Source organism: Flavobacterium sp. (assembly GCF_044339515.1).
Taxonomy (GTDB): domain Bacteria; phylum Bacteroidota; class Bacteroidia; order Flavobacteriales; family Flavobacteriaceae; genus Flavobacterium.
The window spans coordinates 1-23,774 of the sequence record NZ_JBIIVK010000001.1 but is presented as its reverse complement, the minus strand read 5'-3'; the positions used below and the strand labels follow the sequence as shown (position 1 = coordinate 23,774).

Sequence of the window (23,774 nt, the reverse complement as noted above, 5' to 3'; positions counted from 1 at the left end):
GAAAAATTAAAATATGATATTTGTCATACTTTAATTATCTTTGTAGATACCAATAAATGATGAATAAAAATGAGCAAATGTGAACAATGTATTGTGAGGGAATTTAGTTCATTAAAAGCCCTTAACAAAGAAGAGTTACTCAAAATGGCTAATTGTAAAACTTCTTACACCATTAAAAAGGGAGAACCCATTTTTGAAGAAGGAGAATCAGTGAACGGCATCTATTGTATTAAAGATGGGGTTTGTAAACTTTCTAAATTGAGTGCCAATGGTAAAGATCAAATTGTAAAATTGGTTAAACCAGGAGAACTTTTAGGACAACGTTCTATGATAAGTGATGAGCCTACCAATTTAAGTGCAGTAGCTTTGGAGGATATGGAAGTTTGTTTTATTCCAAAGTCAGAAATATTAGGTTTTTTCAATAACAATAATCAATTTTCAATGAATGTGATGAAAACCATTTGTGGTGATTTAAAAGAATCGGACGACCACATGGTTTCGATGGCACAAAAAACAGTTAAACAAAGACTAGCTGAATCATTATTGTATTTGGAAGAAACCTTTGGTAAAAATGAGGACGGTTCTCTACATATCCAGTTGTCTAGAGAGGAATTAGCAGGAATGATTGGCACAGCTACAGAAAGTTGTATTCGATTATTATCGGAATTTGCTAAAAATGGTTTGGTCAATTTAAATGGTAAGAGGATTAGTATTCTCGACAAGAATAAATTGAAAAGAATGGCGGAATAAAAAACCACGAATATTAAAATACTCGTGGTTTAACTATAAAATTAATCCAAATTGATTAATTTCTAACTAACTTTATGGTTTGATTCACATTTTCAGCTTTTATTTTTGCAAAATAAATTCCATTTGAAAAATTTGTAGCATCAATTGAAATTTCATAAGCATTAAATAGATTTGAATAAACAATTTTTCCGGTTACATCGACAATTTCTAAAGATTCAATTGTATTATTATTACTAAAAGACCACACATTTCTTGTAGGATTTGGGTAAACTTTGACTTCACTTTTATTTGTCTCAACTACATTTAAAACTTCTTCAAAGTTATATGCACCCGTTAATCGATTAAAAGAAATGTTATATAATCCTGATGTGGTTGGTATGTCAGCACCGTTTTGAGATCCTACTCCTGAAGGAAAATCTGCACTTCCCCAATTTCTTGCCCATGACCCATTGGCTCTAAATTTTACAAATCCATTTGATAATGTGAAATTTTCTAATAAAAAAGTAACACCACCATCAGTAGAAGGCATTGCAATATCTGTTTCCCATCCTTGAGCACCGTTACCTAAAATAGTAACCGGAACTTGAATAAATGAATAATTTGGTCCAGAATAATTAAATGCTACATTATAAAATCCAGAAGTCAACGGAATATCGCCACCATTTGGTATAGCTTCACCGGATGGGAATGTGTTTCCTCCCCAATTTACATCCCAAGAATTATCTTTTCTGAACTTTACATTATTTGCCGTAAATTGAAAATCATCTAATGTGTAAAGAATTCCATCAAAAGTAACCATTTGAATACTCTCTGTCCATTCATTAAAAGCACCAATAATACCTATATTATCAAATTGAGATGCTACTGTAGTAAAGGTATAAGTACCAGTATCTTTATTAAAAACGATATCATAAGTACCCATTGGAACCGGAATATCTTGACCTCCTTGTGAAGCAGTTCCTGAAGGAAAAGTAGTTGAACCCCAATTGGTATCCCAATTGTTATCTTTTCTGAATTTGGCTCCGCCACTAACTGCAAAATTTTGCGAAGTTAAAGTGTAAGTTATACCATCTGTAGTATTCATTGGAACATCTGCATTCCAATTTGTAAATTGTCCGATAATGGAAATGTTATCGAATTGTGCCAATACAATTGATGCATTGAAAAATAGCAATAAAGTTAAAAGTAGTTTTTTAATCATAATGATTGATTTTTAAGTTATCAAACAAAGTTAAGTTACTAAAAATCAAAACACAAAAAAGAAAACATGATTTACGAATAATTTAAAATTAAGTATTTTTTAACACTTAAATCAAGTGAAAAAAATGAATTACTGTATATTTTCAGTCTAAAATTCAAACTATTACGAAAACGATTTCGCTTATGAAATTACATTTTTTTTGCTTCTTCCCAAAACACATCCATTTCGGCTAATGTCATATCGGACAAGGGTTTTCCTAATTCTCCTGCTTTACTCTCGAGGTACATAAATCGTTTGATGAATTTTTTATTGGTACGTTCCAAAGCATCTTCCGGATTGATTTTTAAAAATCGAGCATAATTTATCATGGAAAATAATACATCGCCAAATTCAGATTCCATTTTGTCATGGTTTCCTGAGTTTACTTCTGCTTGCAATTCTGATAATTCTTCTTGCACCTTATCCCAAACTTGGTGCGGTTCTTCCCAATCAAAGCCAACACCTTTTACTTTATCTTGAATCCGGCTGGCTTTTACGAGAGCGGGAAGACTTTTCGGCACACCCTCTAAAACGGATTTTTTGCCCTCCTTCAATTTAAGTTTTTCCCAATTTTGTTTTACTTCTTCTTCGTTGGCTACCACTACATCGCCATAAATATGTGGATGACGATCAATCAATTTATCGCAAATACTATTGGCTACATCGGCAATATCAAAAGCATTTGTTTCGCTGCCAATTTTGGCATAAAAAACAATATGTAATAATAAATCACCTAATTCCTTTTTGATTTCTTGTAAATCATTATCCAAAATGGCATCACCTAATTCATACGTTTCTTCAATGGTCAAATGGCGTAAACTTTCCAAGGTTTGCTTTTTATCCCAGGGACATTTTTCACGAAGGTCATCCATAATGTCCAATAATCTTCCAAAAGCTTCTAATTGTTGTTGCCGCGTATTCATTTGATTCTGATTTTTGTAAAAATAAAAAATCCTACTCGAAAGCAGGATTCATTTTCAAATTAATTTAAAAAATTATTCGGCAGGTTTTTCAGTTTCCGCTTCTTTCAATTCTTTTGTTAAAGATTCAACCGAAACGATTCCTTTTGGTTGCAACATATTATACCAATTGATGATTTTTTTTATATCAGAAGCATAAACTCTTTCTTCATCAAACTCGGGTAAAACTTCTCTGAAATAAGTCACTAAAACACCATTATCGTCTTTGTGCGAAATCGCAGTAGGTCCGTCATTTTCTTTAGTTGCAATAGCTTTGAAAACTTCGGCTAACTTAATTTCTTCGTTGTAGGTGTACACTGCAATTTCAGAAAGTAAACTCACATTACTTCGCATACCTACGGTAATTTTTTTTCCGTCTAAAAAACTTTCGGCAACAAAACCGGTTCTGGTTTGTAATTTTAATTCAAATAATCCCGGTTTTCCGGAGATGGCTAATATTTTTTGTAAACTCATTTTTAAAATATAAATTAAACTTGTGTATTATCTTCCTTTTTTGTTGAAAAACTTCATTTTGTAATCGGCTCTGATTTTGCCGTCGATGATGTTCTGTAATCTTTTTTTAATTAACGTCTTTTTCAATGAAGATATTTTGTCGGTAAACAAAACCCCTTCTATATGGTCGTATTCGTGTTGAATTACTCTGGCAATGAGACCGTCATACACTTCGGTGTGCTTTACGAAATTTTCGTCAAAATACTCAATGGTGATTCGCTCTTTTCTGAAAACGTCTTCACGCACATCGGGAATGCTCAAACAGCCTTCGTTAAATCCCCATTCGTTTCCTTCTTCTTTAACAATTTTGGCATTGATAAAGGTTTTTTTAAACCCTTTCAACTGTTGAGCTTCTTCAGTTGACAAATCATCGCTTTCGCTAAATGGTGCTGTATCCACAATGAATAGTCGAATGGCTAAACCAATTTGCGGAGCTGCTAAACCAACGCCATAGGCATTGTACATGGTATCATACATGTTTGCAATAAGTTCCACTAAATTGGGATATTCCTGTGAAATTTCTGCACCAACTTTTCGTAAAACCGGATCACCATATCCAACAATTGATAAAATCATGTGAGCATTTTTTTGTAATTTAGGGTCTAAACTATTTTGGTTAAATTCGGATGCAAAAGTAATAAAAAGAATTCTGACTTTTGCCTTAAAATAGGTAGGTTTTTCTTTTAAATCATTTTTCGGGTTAGGAAATCCTGCAACAAAATTGTGGCGGCAATTTCATCGACCAAGCCTTTATTTTGGCGTTGTTTTCTACTTAAACCACTGTCTATCATCGTTTGAAAAGCCATTTTGGAGGTAAAACGTTCATCTACTCGAACGACTTTCATCTCCGGAAATTCAGTTGAAAAGGTCGTTACAAATTTTTCAATAATTGGCGTGCTTTCAGATGGTAAACCGTTCATTTGTTTGGGTTCGCCAATTAAAACAGTAGAAACATTTTCCTTTGAAAAATAATCTTTCAAAAAAGGAATAATTGTTTCGGATGGAATGGTGGTTAAACCCGATGCAATAATTTGTAATTCATCGGTAACGGCAATTCCGGTTCGTTTGATTCCGTAATCTATGGCGAGTATTCTGGGCATTTAATAAAGAAGATTTTTAATTAAAAAGTCTCTTGAAGCTTTTGTGGGTTTTGTCTAGTATCAAAAACATTGGCTATAACAATTCTATTTTTATCTTTATTATACCAATAAATAATTTTGTAATTTGTGTAAATTAGATACCTGAACTCTTGTGGTCTATCTTTTAAAAGTTCTTCTATTTGACCTATTTCCGGATTTTTATCTAAATCGATTGTGGCATCAATAATCCCTATAATTATTTTTTTTGCAATTTTTGTACCGGCTTTTAACTTGTAATAAAAAAAGATATCCTCAATTTTTGTTTCTGCCAATTGAGACCAATAAACTTCTATTGCCATTTTTGAACTTTATTTTTCAAATCTTGTGCAGAAGTTAAACTATTATTTTTTTCATCTTCAATCGCAAGGTCAATTTCTTCATTAAATAGCTTTACTGACATTGGTTTAAGATTTTCTTCAAACAATTCTGACTTTCTTTTGTGAAGTAAATTTTCTAAAGCAGTAATAATTTTTTCATTATCGATTCTGAGAAATTCTTGAACAAGCGATATTTTTCTGGCTTCTAAATTCATAACGAGATATTTTATTCAAATTTAAAAAAATATTCTGATTAATTTCAATTAACTACTTCATTGCTTCAAATCTCGCCAACGGTGCCATTCGAGCTCTATTGAATGACAAATTATTTCCGTTAATACTGTAATTATCCACTTTTTCAAGCATTTCTGCAAATTCTTGCTCGGTTGTCATGTCAGGGCAAGCCATCATGGTGGAAGCTCCTTTTGTGAATTTGATTAATGATTTTTCATCTTTGAATTCAACACTACCCATCATATTATTACAACCAGCAAAAGCAATATATCCTTCTTCATTATTAAGTTTTATAAACATTTCTTTTGACTCAATTGATTTACCATTTAACTCTATTAATCTCCATTTATTTTTAACTAAAGAAATATTTTCAAGGCTCTTTGAATGAATCGAATAATTTTTTATAGTTTCTGGTGCTGGTGGCGGAGGTGGAGGTAACACTTTTACATTTGATTTCTTCTGCAAAACATATCTCTCTGCCAAATCACCTTCAATTTCATTTCCATCCATATCCAATTGTGTTAGATAATTTTCTCCCACAAAATAACGATTTGGAGCATTTTCAATACCTTCTAAAATAATAGTATTTCCTTCATTGTTCCAAACAAATGAACCTCTAAATTCAGGCTTAATTTTACTCATTTTACCCAAATAGTTGGTGTATAATACATAGTTGTTTTCATCAATCCATAAAGTAGTTTCAATTCCTTCGCAATCAGCACGTGGTAAAATACCTTGATACATTCCAATATAATCTAATGAATTCTTAGCATTATGATCGTCATTAACAACGACTTCTGTCGAATCTACAACCATTGTCTCGGTTGTTTCATTTTTATCCTTTTTAGCACAACTCAATACTAAAAAAAATAGAGTCATCAAGATAATTACTTTTATTTTCACATTTGGTACTTTAAGGTTTATCACAAAATTACTGCTTTTTGTTTTCAAAAAAATTAAAGTTTACAAAAATCAAACCATTTTTTGTGGTTAAAAGATTTTATCTTTGTTTCAAAATAAAATAATCATGACCGAATTACAACCTATCATAGAAAAAGCTTGGGAAAACAGAGCTTTATTGCAAGAAGAAACGACCATTTCAGCCATTAGAAATGTTATTGATTTATTGGATAACGGAAAACTTCGCGTTGCCGAACCAACTTCTGATGGCTGGCAAGTGAACGAATGGATAAAAAAAGCAGTGGTCATGTATTTCCCTATTCAAAAAATGGAAACCTGGGAAGCCGGTATTTTTGAATACCACGACAAAATGGAATTGAAACGCAACTATGCCCAAAAAGGGGTTCGCGTGGTTCCTCCTGCTGTGGCACGTTATGGTGCTTATGTATCCAAAGGCGTGATTATGATGCCCAGTTATGTAAATATCGGAGCGTATGTGGATGAAGGCACGATGGTGGATACTTGGGCAACTGTGGGCAGTTGTGCTCAAATTGGAAAAGATGTTCATTTAAGTGGCGGTGTAGGTATTGGTGGAGTATTAGAACCGCTTCAAGCTGCACCGGTGATTATTGAAGATGGAGCATTTATTGGTTCAAGATGTATAGTTGTAGAAGGAATACGGGTGGAAAAAGAAGCCGTTTTAGGAGCAAATGTTGTTCTGACCGGTTCAACAAAAATTATTGACGTGACTGGCGAAAGTCCGATTGAATATAAAGGTTATGTTCCTGCTCGATCGGTGGTAATTCCGGGAACTTATACCAAAAAATTTCCTGCCGGTGAATTTCAAGTTCCGTGTGCGTTGATTATTGGTCAGCGAAAACCATCCACAGATTTGAAAACGAGTTTGAACGATGCTTTGAGAGAATATAATGTGGCGGTTTAGTTTTTTTGCAACTTAATCAACTTTGCATACTTTGCATATGAAAAAAAACCTTGAATTAAAGAAATTGTTAGACCATCTAAACCGTTCAGAAATCCTTTTTTGAGAAAATAACATCTTAAAAATGCAACTGAACCGTTTAGAACCGGTTTAAAAGCGTTGATTCTTTTTCCTTGGTCATAAAGTTGTTGAGCATGCCACGTTGAATATTGATTTTTCTTAGCAATTATTTGGTCTAAAGAAGCCCAGCCATAATGAAGAATGTGAACTGAAACCTTTTTTTCGTTTTGCGTAATGATTTTTTGATGCACTTTTGAATCAGACGGTCTGGCAGTTTGCTTATTAAAAAATCTAACTTTATGATCGGGATACCATCCTGCAAAATCAATTAATTTATCTGCAAGATAATTTTTAACTCTAAAGCTAAAAGCATCGTAATTTCCAATTAAATACTTTTCTTTTACAATAAATTCTTCAGCATCTTTGTCTAAAAACTCATCGGCATCCAAATTCAAAATCCAATCATTTTTGCAGTAAGGCAAACCATGAGATCGCTGCGGACCATCACCTAAAAAAGCTTGTGAAATAACGATCGCTCCTTTCTCTTTAGCAATTTCAACCGTTCTATCTTTACTTAATGAGTCAACAATAATCACTTCGTCACACACTTTAAACAATGCATCGATGCACTTGCCAATCATTTTTTCCTCATTAAAAGTTATAACCAAACCACTTATTGCCATTTTCTAAAAATCATTAATTTGAAAACAAAAGTATAACATTTAGCATTATTTTATTCAAAAAGTGTGAATCAAAGAAACCGTTCTACAAATAGTTTGTATTTTAGCAACCGGATAAAACCTTAAATAAATATGAAAATTTTAGTGATTCAACAAAAGAGAATTGGCGATGTTTTAACGAGCACTATTCTTTGTAACAATCTGAAAAACAAATATCCGGATGCTAAAGTTGATTACATGTGTTATCCAAATTGCATTGATGTTTTGCTTGAAAATCCATCGATTAATGAAATCATAGTTTTAACTAATACGGTTAGAAAATCGTATCCAAAATTATTCAAATTCATTTTTGAAATCAGAAAGAAAAAATATGATGTGGTTATTGATGCTTACAGCAAATTAGAAACCAATTTAATTACTTTCTTTTCAGGAGCAAAGGATAAAATTTCTTATGATAAAGGCTATTCGTCTTTTTTTTACAATCACAATATCAAGCGATTTAAAAACGGGACAAAATCGGAATTAGGTTTAGCAATTGATAATAGACTTTTGCTTTTAAAACCATTAATTTCTGAACCTATTACAGATTATAAACCAAAAATTTTTCTTCGAAAAGAAGAGATTGAAGCGGCAGAACAATTACTTCAAAAACATGAAATCATTTACGGTCAAAAGCCTTTAATTATGTTTGGAATTTTGGGAAGCGAATGGTATAAAACCTATCCGATTGAAAAAATGGCTAAAATTATTGATTTTACGGTTGAAAAACTCGATGCAGATATTGTCTTTAATTATATTCCTTCTCAGTTGGAAGAGGCAAAAAAAGTATATGATTTTTGTGATGAAAAAACAAAAAATAACATTCATTTTGATTTGTATAGTGAAGGTTTACGACCTTTTTTGGCTTTACTTTCACGTTGTTCAATGTTAATTGGAAATGAAGGTGGAGCAGTAAATATGGCAAAAGCATTAAGTGTTCCTACTTTTTCTTTATTTTCTCCTTCGGTGGATAAAGAAACATGGCAAATTTTTGAAAATGAAAAAGAAAATGTATCAATTCACTTAAAAGATTTGAAACCGGAAATTTATGAAGAGCATGATGAAAAATACATCAAAGAGCACACTTTTAAGTATTTCGATGAATATCCGTTGGAGTTAATTTTAGAAAAATTGAATGATTTTTTCAACGAATTAAATGTCAAAAAAGCTTAAAGCGAATCAATTCCTTCTTCAATTTTAATCACTTTGTGCTTTTTATTATATGCTCTAATAGCGTTATTTGTATTCCATATTTCGGGGGAAGAATAACCTCTTTTGTGATCTAAATGCAAGCAAATAGCACTGTATCTAATTTGTTTAGACAACAATCCTAAATTAAACAATCGCTCACCTAATTCTCTGTCTAAACCGCCATATTTCATTTGGTGATTAAATCCGTTTACGGCTAGAATATCCTTTTTAAATCCGGAAGAATTGTGTCCGTTCCAGGAGCGTTTTGTTGGTGTAAGCCAATTCATAAATCCTGCAAAAAGCCTACTGTGTGTGAGTTTTGTGAGCTTAAAACTCACTTTGAGTCCATGTTTTTTAAGCCAAGCAATTTGAAAACAGTTTTGATTGAGAATATCTTCTGCTGAAATTGCCTCAGAAATAAACATTGGAAGTTTAAAATATCCACCGGACAAAAAATAGCCTTCTTCTTTATTATTTAGATGGACTTCTACAAAATCTTTTCTGGGAATACAATCTCCATCTGTAAACAAAAGATAATCTGAGGATGATTTAAGTATGGCTCGATTTAAAATTTTTGATTTTTGAAAACCATCATCTTCATGCCAAACATGAACAATTGGATGTTTAAATTTTGATGAAAAGCTATCAATTATGTCTTTTGTTTTTGAAGTAGATCCATCATCGGCAATAACAATTTCAAAATCATCTACAGATTGAACGCTAAATCCAATTAAGACTTTTCGCAACCATTCCTCTGCATTGTATGTGGTGATAATTATTGAAACTTTCATCAACTCTTTAAAAGAATGGAAATTTAGTGGTTTTTTTAGACATATTATTTCCAAAAAAGGAATTTCTTTTTCAATCTCTTTTTTCTGTAATATTTGTACTGAAAATCAGCAGTATATTTCCACAATGTTTCAAAAATTAAACTTTCAGATTCTCCGGAAATTCTAGCATACTCGTTACTCATGACGGCTACCATTTCTTTATGAGGAGTAAGTCTGCATAGATTTTTCATTCGAAGATTAAAATCCATTTTATCATGAAATTCCATCCGATTTAAATCGACTAAAAAGAATTCATATTCTCCATTTTCGGTTTTCTTAATTAAAGTATTTCCCGGAGAATGGTCTTTGAACTCAATTCCTTTTTGATGCAATTGATAAGAAAACTGAGTAAATTGTCTTAAAATTTTATCTCGATTAGGATAATCCGGAATTTCAACCAACTCACGGTAAGTCAAATCACAATTTAAATGTTCGCTAACATAATAGCTGTCCTTCAAACCTATCCAATCATAATTTTCTAAAAAAGCAAAGGGTTGCGGAGTGCCAATTCCGTTTTCTAACAATTTATTTGCAAACTCAAAAGAACGTCTTGCTTTAGATTTTCTAAAAAAACGATAAACTATTTTGTTAATGAAGTTTGGGATTTTAAACGACTTTACATTGATTGTTATTTCATTAAATTGAAAAAGTTTAATTTTATTTCGCTTTCGATCATCAAACAATTTCCCTTTTTGATTGAAATTTTCAATTACATCAACAATTTTTTCTTTATCAACATTTTGTTGAATCAAAAAGGATGATTTCATATTTCTAATAGATGAATAAATCTTTAAATTTTTGTTGAGCCTCGGATGTTTTTAAATAGTTGGGTAAGTTATACGATAAATCAACAACTTCAAATTCCATATCTCTTCCAAACAAATCTTTACCCTTTTTTATCAATTCGCTTATCTTATTGATATCTTTAAATTCATCTAGATTATATTCTGTGTGAGAAAATGATTCCAACTTTTCAACTATTTTTTTTGCTCCACCAACATACGTAAAATGCCATCCTGCATTGGGAAGAATTTCATAAACTTCTCCTCTTCTTTTCGTTCGCATTATCGTTTTTCTAATTTTATAGGGTTTTTTCTTTAAAAGTTTATAAGGCAATAATGCTGTACAGTGCCATATACCATCTTTTGATTCTTCTTTAGACATGTTACTTCCTCCATCAAAAGTGAGTTTATTATTAAGATAGTACATAAACATATCCATCTTTAATCCATATATTTTATGAACTCCTTTTTCTATTTGATTTTTAATTACCACCGGATTTGGTATTTCATCCACATCCGAAATCATGATTATATCATCGGGCTTACAGTTAACTAATCCATTAACAACAGAATCACGTTGAAAAAATTCAATTTTCCATGGTGAAAATGGATTAATGACCGGTATAAATAATGGATATTTAGTAAGTTTTATGTGTATTATTTTATGTAAATACTTTGAAAAACGTTCTTTATTTTCTTCAAAAATGAAAGGTTTTTTTGTATTTTGAAATGTTCTGTCAGCTTCAACTAAAACAAATTTATCAACCACACCATCTAATTCATTCAATCTAATTTCCAACAAATCCAATTCGTTGAAAAAAATGAAACAATCATATAACATAATGTATTTTTTACAAATATAAAAAAATATCCTAACTTGCCAGATTATTTAAAAGTATGAAAAATAAACTTAAATGTTCACTCGTAACTCCAACATACAATTGGCCGGAGGCATTGGATTTGTTGTTATTGAGCATAATGAATCAAACGGTTTTGCCAAATGAAGTAATCATTGCAGATGATGGCTCAAAAAGTGATACAAAAGTTTTAATTGACTATTATCAAACCATTTTTCCGGTTCCATTAATTCATATTTGGCAAGAAGACATTAAAAATCGTAAGCCGCGAATAATGAATAAGGCTATTGCCAAAGCTCAATATGACTATATTATTGAAATTGATGGTGATATTATTATGAATAAACATTTTGTTGAAGATCATCTTCAATTTGCTCAAAAAGGGTTTTATCTTTTTGGCTCAAGGGTAAATATTCAACCATCGCTTTTAGAGGATCTTTTTTCAAAAAAAATAATTCATTTTAATTTATTTTCAAACGGAATAAAAAAACGAGGTAGAACAATTCGCATTCCGTTCATGATGAACTTTGCTAAAATTGTAGAGAAAAGATCCTCAAAACTTAGGGGTTGCAATATGTCATTTTGGCGAGAAGATTTCATTAAAATAAATGGTTTTAATGAAGATTTAGTGGGCTGGGGTATAGATGATTCAGAAATGATTGAACGATTGCATAATTTAGGAATCAAAGGAAAACGGCTCAAATTTGCCGGAATTGCGTATCATATTTACCATAAAGAACAATCAAAAAGTCACATCGAAATTAACCATGAAATTGAACGTCAAACAAAAGAAAAAAAACTGACTTTCATCGAAAAAGGAATAAACCAATTTTTATAATATGTTTGATATTGCAATAATTTTGATCAATTATAATTCAAGCGAGTTAAGTATTGACTGTATTAATTCAATTTATGAAAAAACATCAAACGAAATTAATTTCCAAGTAATCATAACTGATAATTGTTCTGAAAACAAAGATTTTGAAAACCTGAAAAGCTTTTGCGATAATTCAAATTTACCCAATTTAAAACTGCTTAAAAATAATATTAATGCGGGTTTTGGTGGCGGAAACATGTATGGTTTTAAACATTCTAACGCAAAATATCTTGCATTTGTAAACAACGACACACTCTTTTTGAATGATTGTTTGGCTATTTTAAAAAATGAACTTGACAATAATTTATCGATAGGAATTGCAGGAGCTCAAGCATATAAAGAAGACAATAAATTTCTAATTTCATTAGATCATTTTGCCTCTCCAGCTAGAGAAATTTTTGGAAGAAGTTTTTTGGAACTAATTAATCCTAAAAAATACCCTAAACGAAAAAAGAAATACAACTCGCCTATCGAAGTAAATTTTGTTCCGGGAAGTTTTATGTTCATTAGAGTTGATGATTTTGTAAAAGTGGGTGGTTTTGATCAGCAAATTTTTTTGTATTACGAAGAAACTGACCTCTGTTTAAGACTCGCTAAAATGAATAAATTTGCTTATTTAATTCCTGAAGCAGAGTTTATCCACTTTCACGGAGCAAGTACCGAAAAATCGTTAGCTATAAAAAAAGAACTCAAAATTTCCTTGCTTTATTTAATGAAGAAACATTACGGTAATTTTGGTTATCAATCAGTTCGATGGTTTTTACTTGTTAAATATGGATTGAGTAGTTTAATTAAAGCTAAAAACAGACCTTTGTTTTCATTAATTTGGAGAGGAGCTCCAATGAGTGAATCACTCCAATACAAACAAAAATAGTTATGAACGACATCAACACCGAAATCCACAACGCCTTCGAAGTCATTCAAAACGGAGGCATCATCCTCTACCCAACCGATACCGTTTGGGGAATTGGTTGCGATGCTACAAATCCCGAAGCCGTAAAAAAAATCTATGCTCTCAAAAAAAGAGAAGAATCAAAAAGTATGATCGTGCTGATGAATGGTGAAAAAATGATGTACAATGTTTTCAAAGATATTCCCGAAGTCGCATGGCAAATTCTAGATTTATCAGAAAAACCAACGACTTTAATTTTAGATAAACCACGAAATGTGGCTCCAAATATCATTGCAGAAGACCAATCGTTGGCCGTTCGATTAGTGAAAGAACCATTTTGTTTTAAATTGATGGAACGCATGAAGAGACCTTTGGTTTCTACTTCTGCAAACATTTCCGGTCAACCTACTCCAAAATCATTCAAAGAAATCAGTCCCGAAATTATTAAAGGTGTAGACTATGTTGTAAATTTGCACCGCGAAAAAATTTGCGATAAGCCATCTACGATTATAAAATTGACGTTGGATAGTCAGGTTCAGATTATTCGGAAATAAAACAACCGCAAATTCGCAAATTATTTTTTCTTGTAATGGAAAACGAGTATTTATTCAAAGATGAAAGTTATCAAATTGTTGGTATTCTTTATGACGTTCATAAAAATCTCGGAAAAGGTTTTTCAGAAATTGTATACAAGGATGCATTAGAATATGAATTCAATAGAAATAATATTCCTTTTGAACGAGAAAAAGAATTTAAAGTAAAATATAAAGATGTATTCCTCAAACACAAATTCTATGCTGATTTTGTGGTGTTTGACAACATCATTTTAGAAATAAAAACAGTAGAATGTTTTAATGCTAGCCATTATAATCAATGCCTTAACTATTTGAAAATATCAGGTTATCAACTAGCAATTTTGGCAAATTTTAATTTAATCTCCTTGGAGTACAAACGCATTATAGATTCTAAGAAAAAATAATTTGCGAATTTGCGGTATAAAAAATGAATTACAAAAAAGCTCTACATAATCCCATCTTCAAAATCATCTCACAAGCTGCAATGGAGCTTGACGTTGAATGTTTCGTAATTGGTGGTTTTGTTCGTGATTTTTTGTTAGAACGCGATTTCAAAAAAGACATCGATATCGTTGCCGTTGGCAGCGGAATCGAATTGGCTCTCAAAGTTTCAGAACTTCTTCCTAACAAACCAAAAGTACAGGTTTTTAAAACGTATGGTACAGCAATGCTTCGTTTTCAGGAAATTGACATTGAGTTTGTCGGTGCCCGAAAAGAAAGCTATCATTTTGAAAGTCGAAATCCGGTAGTGGAAAACGGAACGTTGGAAGACGACCAAAATCGACGTGATTTTACAATAAATGCCTTAGCTTTTTCATTGAATGAAAAAAATTATGGTGATTTAGTCGATCCTTTCAATGGTTTGGAAGATTTGGATAATAAAATCATCAGAACACCTTTGGATGCCGATATTACTTTTTCCGATGATCCGTTGCGAATGATGCGAGCGATTCGTTTTGCCTCGCAATTGAATTTTACGATTGAGGAAAAATCATTGGCTTCCATTTCTAAAAATTGTGAGCGAATCAACATCATTTCAGGTGAACGCATTGTGGAGGAATTAAACAAAATTTTAGCTACCGAAAAACCATCAATTGGATTTATTTTATTGTATCAAACCGGTTTATTAGACTTGATATTACCGGAATTAACCGCTTTAAATCAAGTAGAAGAAATCGAAGGTCACACCCATAAAAACAACTTTTATCACACCTTAGAAGTCGTGGATAATATTTGTCCGAATACCGATGATGTTTGGCTACGTTGGGCCGCTTTGCTTCACGATATCGGAAAAGCTCCCACGAAAAAATTCAACAAAAAACAAGGTTGGACGTTTCACGGACATGAATTTTTGGGCGGAAAAATGGTTAAGAAAATCTTCGAACGATTACATATGCCGCAAAATCACAAAATGAAATTTGTTTCCAAATTGGTGATGTTGAGTTCGAGGCCTATTGTACTTTCGCAGGATATTGTAACCGATTCTGCGGTGCGACGTTTACTGTTTGATGCCGGCGAAGACATTGAAGATTTAATGATTTTGTGCGAAGCAGACATTACGACCAAAAACCCGAATAAATTTAAAAAATACCATCATAATTTTAAGATTGTTCGCCAGAAAATTGTGGAAGTGGAAGAACGCGATCACGTTCGGAATTTTCAACCGCCTATTTCCGGAGAAGAAATTATGGGAATTTTCAATTTAAAACCCTCTCGTGAAATTGGGGTTTTGAAAGATGCAATTAAAGAAGCTATTTTAGAAGGTGAAATCCCGAACGAATACGATGCTGCCTATATTTATATGTTGAAAAAAGCTGAAAAATTAGGATTGCAAATACTTAAAAATTAACTATAAGATTAACTTTTGTTTATAAAAGCCAATCAGCAAAAGTGCTGTAATTTTGTATTAAGTTTATAAAACATGAAAACAAACAAACCCGTAATAATTTGGCTTCTTTCCGGCTGTGTTTTATTGTTTATTATGGTGATGGTGGGTGGCATCACTCGCCTTACCAACTCCGGACTTTCGATGACGGACTGGCATTTGGTTACAGACACTTTTCCTCCTACCTCAGAACAAGCTTGGAATGAAGCATTTGAAGAATATAAGAAATTTCCCGAATACCAAAAAATCAATATTCACAACGATTTTACAATGGATGATTACAAATTCATTTATTTCTGGGAATGGTTTCACCGCTTCATTGGAAGAATCATCGGAATTGTGTTCATTATTCCGTTTGTATATTTTTTGATTAAGAAAAAATTAGATTCGGAAACCATTAAAAAATGCATCATTCTGCTTTTTATGGGTGGATTTCAAGGATTCTTGGGATGGTTTATGGTTAAAAGCGGCTTAATTGACAATCCGGATGTGAGTCATTATCGTTTGGCTTTACACTTAACTTTTGCTTTTATCACTTTTGCCTATACGTTGTGGGTTGCATTAGATTTAATTTATCCCGACAGAAATGAAGTGATTTTACCGTTGCGGAAACTAGCTCGAATTGCGATGGTTGTTTTAATCATTCAAATCATTTACGGCGGATTTGTAGCCGGGTTAAACGCCGGGTTAATTCACAATCACTGGCCATTGATGAGTGAAGGAAAATTGGTTCATGAAACGGTTTGGATGGAACAACCAACAATAATAAAAAACTTAACAGAAGGAAAAAGTGGCGTGCAATTCGTTCACCGAACGATGGCTTATGTTGTAGTTGGTTTGATAATTTTATTGTTTATAAAAAGTAGAAAATATTCCCTTTCAACCATCCAATACAAATCAGTTAAAACATTGGTTTTTTTTGTGTTTATTCAATTTATTTTGGGTATTTTTACCCTATTATTTCATGTACCGCTTTGGCTGGGATTAGCTCATCAATTGATGGCTTTTTTATTTCTTAGTGCCATGACGTTTACTTTGCATCGCTTTAGTAAATAAATTTCAGACTATATTGTCACAGTTTTTGTTAGAATACATTACATGTCTAAACTCGCCGCTCAGGATAAATTTTTAGATTTATCCGATTATGGTAGAAGGTTCGGAAGAATTTTTGCTTTACAATTAAAAAACACACGCTTTACACCGATTCATGTGACGCTACTTTTTGGTATTTGTGGATTAATTGCGATGTATTGCATCCTTTATCAACATTATGTTTGGGCTGCTTTTTTCATTATTCTGAAATCGATTATTGATGCTGCAGATGGAGAACTGGCTCGATTGAAAAAAACACCTTCGTATTCCGGTAGATACTTGGATAGTATTTTTGATATTTTCTTGAATTTCGGATTTTTAATGGTGATTTGCTATGTTTAATCTACCTCTTTGTGGTTTACGATTGTTGCTTTTTTTGCTATTCAATTGCAAGGAACATTATACAATTATTACTATGTAATTTTACGAACAAAGTCGGTTGGAGGAGATTCTACAAGTAAGATTTTTGAATACAAAACACCAAAAGCTTTGTCAGGTGAAAGTCAACAAACAGTGAATATCCTTTTCAAAATTTATACTTTTGTTTATGGGACGTTTGATAAAATTATTCACTTTTTAGATTCAGATGCATACAAAGTCAAAACTTTTCCTAATTGGTTTATGACCTTACTTTCTGCATATGGATTAGGTTTTCAATTGTTAATTATTGCCATTATGCTTCCGTTAGGATGGATTGAGTGGATTGTTCCTTTTTTTGTGGCTTACTCGATTTTACTATTTGTGTTGATTGGCATTAGAAAAAAGGTAATTCAATAAAAAAGCCTTCTCATAAAATGAAAAGGCTTAGTTACTTGTCTAGTATTTGTATTAAAATGCTGTATTAATCGAAAGTGTAAAACCTGTACTTTCCGGAACAAAACGACAAACGCCACCTACACAAACCAAACCACCACGTTGACGACCATAATTCATGGCAATTCGCGTTGAGTTGATTCGGTAAGCACCGCCAAAGTTATAGTAATGCTTCTGTTTGGATGAATCATCGTTTCCATAATTAATAATATCCCAAACATAGAACGAATATTTGTCGTTCAAGTTCAGTTCAACTATTCCACCGGCCCAATTTTTAAAATCGGCATCAGCCCACATATGTTCAGCTTCTACACGAATGGATTTATTGGCTGCAAAATTATATACTGCTTCTGCTGTAACTATATTGGTTCGAACATCCGAACTTCCATCTTCAACCCAAGGTTTATTATAGTATTGATTGATGTAATAGAATCCGGTTCGCCAATTTTCTGATAATTGTTTTTTTACTTCTAAATTATAATCAGAGAAATATTTAGTTCCCACGCCAAAAAAATCCGTTTTATATTCAGCAGGAGTTAATCGGTATTGTCCCGGTAAATTATACCAAGAAGCCATATTTAAAGCGATTTTAGTACCATACTTTCCTCCTAATTTGGTGTCTTTGGCAAACTCATAAAAGAGATCGATTTGACCACCGGTCTCCCCCACTTTTAAAATTCGCGGATCTTTGAAATCAAAACCAACTTGAGCTTGGTAAACATAAATATTAGCCAAGTTAGAATGATGTTGCTTAGTTAAAGCCGGTGTGAAATTTAATACCTTATCATTGAAATTTAAACTCGTATTATCGCCTGTTACAGTTGGAACTCGTTCAGATAAAAAAGTCATGTTTTCGGTTCTTCGTAAAGTAGCATCTATTCCCAAACCTTGTTTGGAATATCCTAAATTCAGACTAATAGCGTTTCCGTCTTTGATCAAATTCTCATCTAATGTATTACTGATTCGGTTTAAAACTGCATCTTCAGATTTGTAATTATACTCAAAATTGGAATAAAAAGAATTATAAGTATAATTTACTCTTCCGGAAATTCCATGTGTAATTTCATCGAAATCAGGGTTCACAATTGAAGGATTAATCTCTTCTTGACGTCCAACATAACTTAGACCAAAGGACAAATCAGACTTGTCTAATTTTAATAATTGTGTGAGTTGAAAATCGGAATCAAAACCATAAATTTTTCCATCTGAAACATTAAAACCGGTTCTTTGTTGACCGTATAAAGCAGTAAGTCGAATATTATCCGAAGGACGGTATATCACTCTACCACCTCTTAAAGCTGTATTAATTCCTAACGCTCTGTCTTCCCATGCACGTAGCAACATACCGCTTCCAAATTGCTCGTAGAAATAACCGGCAGTAATATCAAATTTATTTGATTTATAGTTGATAAAATAAGTGGCTACATTAGTTCCATCGAACTCCGGATTATAATTAAGTAACGCATTTTTTTCATACGCTTCTACTTGAACTCCTGCTGTCCAACCTTTGATTTGATAATTTACAAATAAATAATTGTTTGAGCGAATCGGATCTTCCGGTTGAATGATTCCGCGGCCTTTGTCATTCAAATACCATTGTGAAACTGATTCAAATCCACCAAAAACTCTTCCATAATCCTTTTTTACTTCTGTTGAATCTACTTGGGAAAAAGCAAAAGCTGTATAGCCTAAAAAAACCGCTACTACTATTTTTTTTAATTGCATTTTAAAGTTGTTTCAATTTGTTAAACAACTCTTTTTCTGCACCTTGGCTATATCCATTATGAACATAAACAATCTTTTGGTTTTTTACCACAACCGTGTAAGGAACATTTGCAATTGCTAAAGCTCTTTTTAAATCTTGATTGGTATCGAGCAGTACTGTATAGGGCCAATTTTTACCATTCAAAAGCGGTTTTACACGTTTTTGAGTACGAGTATCATCAATAGAAACGGCTACAACTTCCATATTCAATTCTTTTGTCCACTCATTATAATTTTCTTTAATCGCATCCAGTTCATTTAGACAAGGAGCACACCAAGTAGCCCAAAAGGTGAAAACATATAATTTATCTTTTTCGCTAAAGTCATTTTTAACGTTAAATGATTTGTTATCATTTGATTTCAGAACAACATTTGGCATTTGTTTTTGTGCATAGAGACTGCAACTTAGAATAAAAAGTAGGGTAACATAAAAATTCTTCATTGTTGTGGTTTGTTTAAAATTTGCTTGATTTATGAATTTGTGACAATATTAAAAAAAATACTTTCAATTTCGCTGAACTAGTTAATAAAATGTTTAAAAAAAATTATTAAAATGTTAATTGTTTTGAAAAAAAGTATATTTTTGAAAATTCTTAAACTTAAGTTAAACCATTAATTAACAAACCACTAAACAATTTTAATTAACAAACCACTAAACTATGAAAAAAACATTACTTTCAGCGTTACTGCTGACATTCGGTTATTCATACAGCCAAACTTTTGTTAGCACAACTCCAGAGAACAAAAAAGTTATTTTAGAAGAATTTACGGGTGTAAATTGTGTTTATTGTCCTCAAGGACATACGATTGCAAACAACATTAAAAATGCGAATCCCAATAATGTTTTTTTAATTAATATACATCAAGGTTCATTTGCAACCCCCGGAACAGGACAACCTGACTTTCGAACAAGTTTTGGAAACGGAATTGCAAATCAAGCCGGAATTGCTGGTTACCCAGCAGGTACTGTAAACCGTTCAGTTTTTTCAGGACTTTCTCAAAATCAAAATGGAGGAACCGCTATGAATAGAGGTAGTTGGTCAAATGCATCAAATCAAACTTTAGCACAAAGTTCTTATGTAAATGTTGGCGTACAAGGAGTAATTAATGCTCAAACCAGACAATTGACAGTGACTGTTGAAGTATATTACACAGGAAATAGTCCCGTAAGTACTAACAAAATAAATATTGCTCTTTTACAAAATAATACATTAGGACCTCAAACCGGTGGAAACATGGGTAACAATTACAACCATATGCACCGTTTAGTACATCTATTAACGGGTCAATGGGGTGCTGATATTACAACTACAACTTCTGGCTCTTTCTACACCCAAACATTCAACTACACTATTCCTGCATCTTACAATAATATCCCTGCAGAACTTGGTGAAATGGAATTGGTTGCATTTGTAACAGAAACACAACAAAAAATAATCAGTGGAAACGGTGCAAAACCAACATACACCGGTTTAGCAAACAATGATGTAAAATTGAAAAGTATTGAAGGTATCAGTACTCAATGCGTATCTTCTATCAGTCCTAAAGTGACTATTCAAAACATGAGTCAAGCTAACTTAACGAGTTTACCAATTGAATATAGCATCAATTCTGGTGAGGTTTCAGTTTACAATTGGTCTGGAAATTTAGCTCCATTAACTAGTACAGTAGTTCAATTACCTAGTTATAGTTATACTTTAAATCCAACTAATACGTTTAACGTTAATATTCCTAGTGATGATAACAATACTGATAATGCGGGTAGTGTAAATTTTAACAAAGCCATTGAAACTGATCAAACTAACATTACAATCAAAATAACAACCGATTGGTATGGTAGTGAAACAACATGGAATTTAAAAAATGCTGCCGGTGTTAATGTTGCTTCAGGTGGACCATATACAGATGCCGGTGGTGCAGGTGCATATCCTCAGGCAGATGTAAATGTAACTTTACCAAACGACTGTTATACTTTTACTGTAAATGATTCCTACAATGATGGAATGAGTAGTTCTGCATATGGTTTTGGTGGATACCAAATTTGGGCAAACGGAGTTTTAATTCCAGGAATGAGTGGTGGTGCATTCACAAGTTCTGATACCAGAAGATTTGGAGTAAATACTAACTTGAGTACAGATGATTTTAATGCTTCATTAATCAAATTTTATCCAAACCCTACAAACGGTTTAGTTACTATTTCTTTACCTGAATCTGCAATTATTACTTTAACTGATTTGAGTGGAAAACAAGTTTTAACAAGTCAATTTGAGTCTGGTGAATCAACTTTAAACCTAGGTTCACTTTCAAAAGGATTATACCTTATAAATTTTGCAGGAGACAATTTTTCAAAAACCGATAAAATTATTGTAAAATAAATTAAAGTAAGGGTGTTAAGTTTATTGATTTAACACCCTTATTGCACAAAATCTATTTTTTTTATTAGATTTGTAAACTAGTAAAACTTCAAAAAAAAAGAAATGAAAAAAATTACATTATCAATTTTGTTTTCAATGGTATTCCTAAATGCATTTTCTCAATTCATTTTTAGAAAATCAGATGGAACACCCATTACAAACGGTACCGTTTTGACATATGGCCCCGGAAGTAACTACCTTAATTTTAGAGTACAAAACACTAGCAATCAAGACCTTGATATAAAAGTAAAATGTACTAACCTTGTCAATACTACCGGTACTCAGTTTGAATTATGCTATGGAGGCTCTTGTTATGACAGTGTGGCTTTAAATGGCGTTTATCCAGAATATGAAAACCCCTTAGCACCTGGTCAAAGTAATCCTGCTCAAGGAGACCATTTTGTAAATTTCAATTCAGGAAACGGACAAGTGATGGAACTACATTTTTCAGTGTATCCAATCGGATTTGAAAATAATGCTATTAATTTTGTATATCGTTTTGATCCTTTATTGGGCGTTAATTCGTTCGAAAACTTATCTTCTATTGGAATAAATATTGAAAACACTACCATAAAAAGTGATTTCAAATTCAATGCAACACAAAGCGGAAATCTTTCAATTTTCAATTTGAATGGTCAATTAGTTAAGGAGTACAAGTTTTCAGAAGGATCTCAGAATCTAAACTTATCTGAAATGAGTTCAGCTATTTATGTTGCAAATTTTTCAACACTTGAAGGAAAATCTACCTCAGTTAAATTAATAAAAAACTAATCAAATGAATAAATTTGGTTTAATAGGTATTTTCGTTGCATTTTTCTGTTGCTTTTCTTGCAATAGCGATTATACTATTTTAGATCCCATAGAATCTATTAGTTTAGTTGCAGATAAATCAGTTAAGACTGTTGGTGAAACAATTACATTCACAGTTAACACTAATAGCGGAACAAATATAACTGAAGAAGCAATAATTTTTGTTAATGGTACTGCGATTACCGGAAATACTTTTACAACCACAGAAATTGGAAATTATACAGTATCGGCAGATTATTTAGGTGTACAATCGTCAACTTTATCTATTCGGTTTCACGATGGTTCTGAAACTAATTTTGTAAAACGAGTTTTAATTGAAGATTATACCGGTACTTGGTGTGGAAATTGTACTAGAGTTCTCAATGCAATAGAATTAGTCAAAGCTCAAACAGAAAATACTGTTCTGGTTGGCATTCATCGTTCAAGTTCAAATCCGGCTGATGCTAATTATGATCCTTATAACTTTGACATGAGTCCTTTTGAAAGCACGTTGATTAATATGACTGGTTACCCAAAAGCATTGCTAAACAGATTGACACGATGGGCACCATTAGAACAAAATAATATTCCACAGGTTATTAATTTAACCCAAGGTGAAAATCCAAAATTGGGAGTTGCTATGAATGCTCAAGTTTCAGGAAGCACAATTAATTTAGATGTTAATGTTAAGTTTAGTAAGGATTTCTCAAATTTAAAATTAGTTGTATACATTCTAGAAAACGGATTAATTTATGATCAAGAAAATTATAATGTAAATCTTTATGGCGGAGTTAATCCAATTCCAAATTTTCAACATGACCATGTATTAAGAGCATGTATTACTAACCTTTTTGGTGATGAAATTAATGGAAATACAACTACTGGACAAATGTTTACCCGATCGTTTTCAATTCCAGTTCCGGCAAACATTGCTAATTCAAATAACATTGAATTCGTGGCTTTTGTAACCGATGAAAACAACAAAGCCATCAATTCTCGAAAAGCAAATCCGGGAGAAAATCAGGATTTTGAGGAGTTGTAATGATATGACTAGTCCTAAATAATCGATACAGATTATTAGACAAAAATAAATAAATTAAACACTTGCAAAAACTTTTTTGCAAGTGTTTTTAGTTTTATAGGTTTTCATTTACAATTTATTTTGTTGATGCATTTGATTAGGTGTTAGCATGTGATTAGAGTAATGAGGTCTTTTTTCATTGTAAATTTCAATAGTTTCTT

General features: G+C 32.2%; 26 protein-coding genes and 1 pseudogene. 13 read left to right on the top strand and 14 right to left on the bottom strand.

The window, feature by feature from the left end; all coding sequences use genetic code 11:
* Positions 1-69 precede the first annotated feature (69 nt).
* Positions 70-750 (top strand): Crp/Fnr family transcriptional regulator, encoded by a 681-nt coding sequence (locus ACIQ0M_RS00135; protein WP_396148489.1) that lies wholly within the window; start codon positions 70-72, stop codon positions 748-750.
* A gap of 55 nt (positions 751-805) precedes the next feature.
* Here the strand turns inward: ACIQ0M_RS00135 and ACIQ0M_RS00130 are convergent, their stop codons facing one another.
* The 8 genes from ACIQ0M_RS00130 to ACIQ0M_RS00095 all read right to left on the bottom strand — a co-directional run bounded on the left by ACIQ0M_RS00130 (position 806) and on the right by ACIQ0M_RS00095 (position 6,103).
* On the bottom strand, positions 806-1,951 hold the full coding sequence (locus tag ACIQ0M_RS00130; RefSeq protein WP_396148487.1) for a T9SS type A sorting domain-containing protein: 1,146 nt from the start codon (positions 1,949-1,951) through the stop codon (positions 806-808).
* A 188-nt stretch (positions 1,952-2,139) separates the two neighbouring features.
* Positions 2,140-2,913, bottom strand: a complete 774-nt coding sequence (gene mazG, locus ACIQ0M_RS00125; RefSeq protein WP_396148485.1) for a nucleoside triphosphate pyrophosphohydrolase — start codon at positions 2,911-2,913, stop codon at positions 2,140-2,142.
* A gap of 72 nt (positions 2,914-2,985) precedes the next feature.
* Positions 2,986-3,423: a DUF5606 domain-containing protein gene (locus tag ACIQ0M_RS00120; RefSeq protein ID WP_396148483.1), complete on the bottom strand. Its 438-nt coding sequence runs from the start codon at positions 3,421-3,423 to the stop codon at positions 2,986-2,988.
* A gap of 27 nt (positions 3,424-3,450) precedes the next feature.
* A complete protein-coding gene (gene def, locus ACIQ0M_RS00115) occupies positions 3,451-4,038 on the bottom strand; it encodes a peptide deformylase (protein ID WP_396148481.1) in 588 nt (195 codons plus the stop codon).
* Between the two features lie 107 nt (positions 4,039-4,145).
* A complete protein-coding gene (ruvX, locus tag ACIQ0M_RS00110; RefSeq protein WP_396148479.1) occupies positions 4,146-4,562 on the bottom strand; it encodes a Holliday junction resolvase RuvX in 417 nt (138 codons plus the stop codon).
* Between the two features lie 20 nt (positions 4,563-4,582).
* The gene (locus tag ACIQ0M_RS00105) at positions 4,583-4,900 is read right to left on the bottom strand and encodes a type II toxin-antitoxin system RelE/ParE family toxin (protein ID WP_396148477.1); all 318 of its coding nucleotides are present in this window, start codon (positions 4,898-4,900) and stop codon (positions 4,583-4,585) included.
* A complete protein-coding gene (locus tag ACIQ0M_RS00100; protein WP_396148474.1) occupies positions 4,891-5,133 on the bottom strand; it encodes a hypothetical protein in 243 nt (80 codons plus the stop codon). Before ACIQ0M_RS00100 ends, ACIQ0M_RS00105 begins: the two co-directional genes overlap by 10 nt.
* Positions 5,134-5,185: 52 nt before the next feature.
* Positions 5,186-6,103 carry a copper resistance protein NlpE N-terminal domain-containing protein gene (locus ACIQ0M_RS00095; protein ID WP_396148472.1) on the bottom strand — a complete coding sequence of 306 codons (918 nt, stop codon included), beginning with the start codon at positions 6,101-6,103 and terminating at the stop codon, positions 5,186-5,188.
* Positions 6,104-6,179: 76 nt separating this feature from the next.
* Between ACIQ0M_RS00095 and ACIQ0M_RS00090 the strand changes: the two genes are divergently transcribed.
* Entirely contained in the window at positions 6,180-6,995 is an 816-nt protein-coding gene (locus ACIQ0M_RS00090) for a 2,3,4,5-tetrahydropyridine-2,6-dicarboxylate N-succinyltransferase (RefSeq protein ID WP_396148470.1), read from the top strand.
* Here the strand turns inward: ACIQ0M_RS00090 and ACIQ0M_RS00085 are convergent.
* Positions 6,992-7,735: a glycosyltransferase family 2 protein gene (locus ACIQ0M_RS00085; protein ID WP_396148468.1), complete on the bottom strand. Its 744-nt coding sequence runs from the start codon at positions 7,733-7,735 to the stop codon at positions 6,992-6,994. The two genes, ACIQ0M_RS00090 and ACIQ0M_RS00085, sit on opposite strands and share 4 nt — an antisense overlap.
* Positions 7,736-7,864: 129 nt before the next feature.
* On the opposite strand from ACIQ0M_RS00085, the gene ACIQ0M_RS00080 reads away from it, so the two are divergent.
* Entirely contained in the window at positions 7,865-8,944 is a 1,080-nt protein-coding gene (locus tag ACIQ0M_RS00080; RefSeq protein ID WP_396148466.1) for a glycosyltransferase family 9 protein, read from the top strand.
* Here the strand turns inward: ACIQ0M_RS00080 and ACIQ0M_RS00075 are convergent.
* The 3 genes from ACIQ0M_RS00075 to ACIQ0M_RS00065 are packed head-to-tail and all read right to left on the bottom strand — an operon-like array spanning position 8,941 to position 11,415.
* On the bottom strand, positions 8,941-9,753 hold the full coding sequence (locus ACIQ0M_RS00075) for a glycosyltransferase family 2 protein (RefSeq protein ID WP_248433347.1): 813 nt from the start codon (positions 9,751-9,753) through the stop codon (positions 8,941-8,943). The genes ACIQ0M_RS00080 and ACIQ0M_RS00075 overlap by 4 nt on opposite strands.
* A gap of 44 nt (positions 9,754-9,797) precedes the next feature.
* Positions 9,798-10,559 carry a lipopolysaccharide kinase InaA family protein gene (locus ACIQ0M_RS00070; protein WP_248433346.1) on the bottom strand — a complete coding sequence of 254 codons (762 nt, stop codon included), beginning with the start codon at positions 10,557-10,559 and terminating at the stop codon, positions 9,798-9,800.
* A gap of 4 nt (positions 10,560-10,563) precedes the next feature.
* Positions 10,564-11,415: a hypothetical protein gene (locus tag ACIQ0M_RS00065; protein ID WP_248433345.1), complete on the bottom strand. Its 852-nt coding sequence runs from the start codon at positions 11,413-11,415 to the stop codon at positions 10,564-10,566.
* A gap of 56 nt (positions 11,416-11,471) precedes the next feature.
* Between ACIQ0M_RS00065 and ACIQ0M_RS00060 the strand changes: the two genes are divergently transcribed.
* From ACIQ0M_RS00060 to ACIQ0M_RS00030, 7 genes and pseudogenes are all read left to right on the top strand, one after another.
* Positions 11,472-12,269, top strand: coding sequence for a glycosyltransferase family 2 protein (locus tag ACIQ0M_RS00060; protein ID WP_248433344.1), 798 nt, complete (start codon positions 11,472-11,474; stop codon positions 12,267-12,269).
* A gap of 1 nt (position 12,270) precedes the next feature.
* Positions 12,271-13,182 (top strand): glycosyltransferase family 2 protein, encoded by a 912-nt coding sequence (locus ACIQ0M_RS00055; protein WP_396148463.1) that lies wholly within the window; start codon positions 12,271-12,273, stop codon positions 13,180-13,182.
* Positions 13,183-13,184: 2 nt separating this feature from the next.
* A complete protein-coding gene (locus ACIQ0M_RS00050) occupies positions 13,185-13,754 on the top strand; it encodes an L-threonylcarbamoyladenylate synthase (RefSeq protein WP_396148461.1) in 570 nt (189 codons plus the stop codon).
* A 35-nt stretch (positions 13,755-13,789) separates the two neighbouring features.
* Positions 13,790-14,179: a GxxExxY protein gene (locus ACIQ0M_RS00045; RefSeq protein ID WP_396148459.1), complete on the top strand. Its 390-nt coding sequence runs from the start codon at positions 13,790-13,792 to the stop codon at positions 14,177-14,179.
* A gap of 23 nt (positions 14,180-14,202) precedes the next feature.
* Complete coding sequence (locus ACIQ0M_RS00040) at positions 14,203-15,624, top strand: CCA tRNA nucleotidyltransferase (protein WP_396148456.1); 1,422 nt, start codon at positions 14,203-14,205, stop codon at positions 15,622-15,624.
* 72 nt (positions 15,625-15,696) lie between these two features.
* Positions 15,697-16,716 (top strand): COX15/CtaA family protein, encoded by a 1,020-nt coding sequence (locus ACIQ0M_RS00035; RefSeq protein WP_396148454.1) that lies wholly within the window; start codon positions 15,697-15,699, stop codon positions 16,714-16,716.
* A 42-nt stretch (positions 16,717-16,758) separates the two neighbouring features.
* A pseudogene (locus ACIQ0M_RS00030) lies at positions 16,759-17,529 on the top strand (CDP-alcohol phosphatidyltransferase family protein).
* Between the two features lie 51 nt (positions 17,530-17,580).
* Here ACIQ0M_RS00030 and ACIQ0M_RS00025 read toward each other — a convergent pair.
* Entirely contained in the window at positions 17,581-19,290 is a 1,710-nt protein-coding gene (locus ACIQ0M_RS00025) for a DUF6029 family protein (RefSeq protein ID WP_396148452.1), read from the bottom strand.
* Position 19,291: 1 nt separating this feature from the next.
* Entirely contained in the window at positions 19,292-19,771 is a 480-nt protein-coding gene (locus ACIQ0M_RS00020) for a TlpA family protein disulfide reductase (RefSeq protein WP_396148450.1), read from the bottom strand.
* A 217-nt stretch (positions 19,772-19,988) separates the two neighbouring features.
* Here ACIQ0M_RS00020 and ACIQ0M_RS00015 point away from each other — a divergent pair, with 217 nt between their 5' ends.
* The 3 genes from ACIQ0M_RS00015 to ACIQ0M_RS00005 all read left to right on the top strand — a co-directional run bounded on the left by ACIQ0M_RS00015 (position 19,989) and on the right by ACIQ0M_RS00005 (position 23,574).
* Complete coding sequence (locus tag ACIQ0M_RS00015; protein ID WP_396148448.1) at positions 19,989-21,704, top strand: Omp28-related outer membrane protein; 1,716 nt, start codon at positions 19,989-19,991, stop codon at positions 21,702-21,704.
* Positions 21,705-21,806: 102 nt separating this feature from the next.
* The gene (locus ACIQ0M_RS00010) at positions 21,807-22,514 is read left to right on the top strand and encodes a T9SS type A sorting domain-containing protein (RefSeq protein WP_396148446.1); all 708 of its coding nucleotides are present in this window, start codon (positions 21,807-21,809) and stop codon (positions 22,512-22,514) included.
* 4 nt (positions 22,515-22,518) lie between these two features.
* Complete coding sequence (locus ACIQ0M_RS00005) at positions 22,519-23,574, top strand: Omp28-related outer membrane protein (RefSeq protein ID WP_396148444.1); 1,056 nt, start codon at positions 22,519-22,521, stop codon at positions 23,572-23,574.
* Positions 23,575-23,774: the final 200 nt, after the last annotated feature.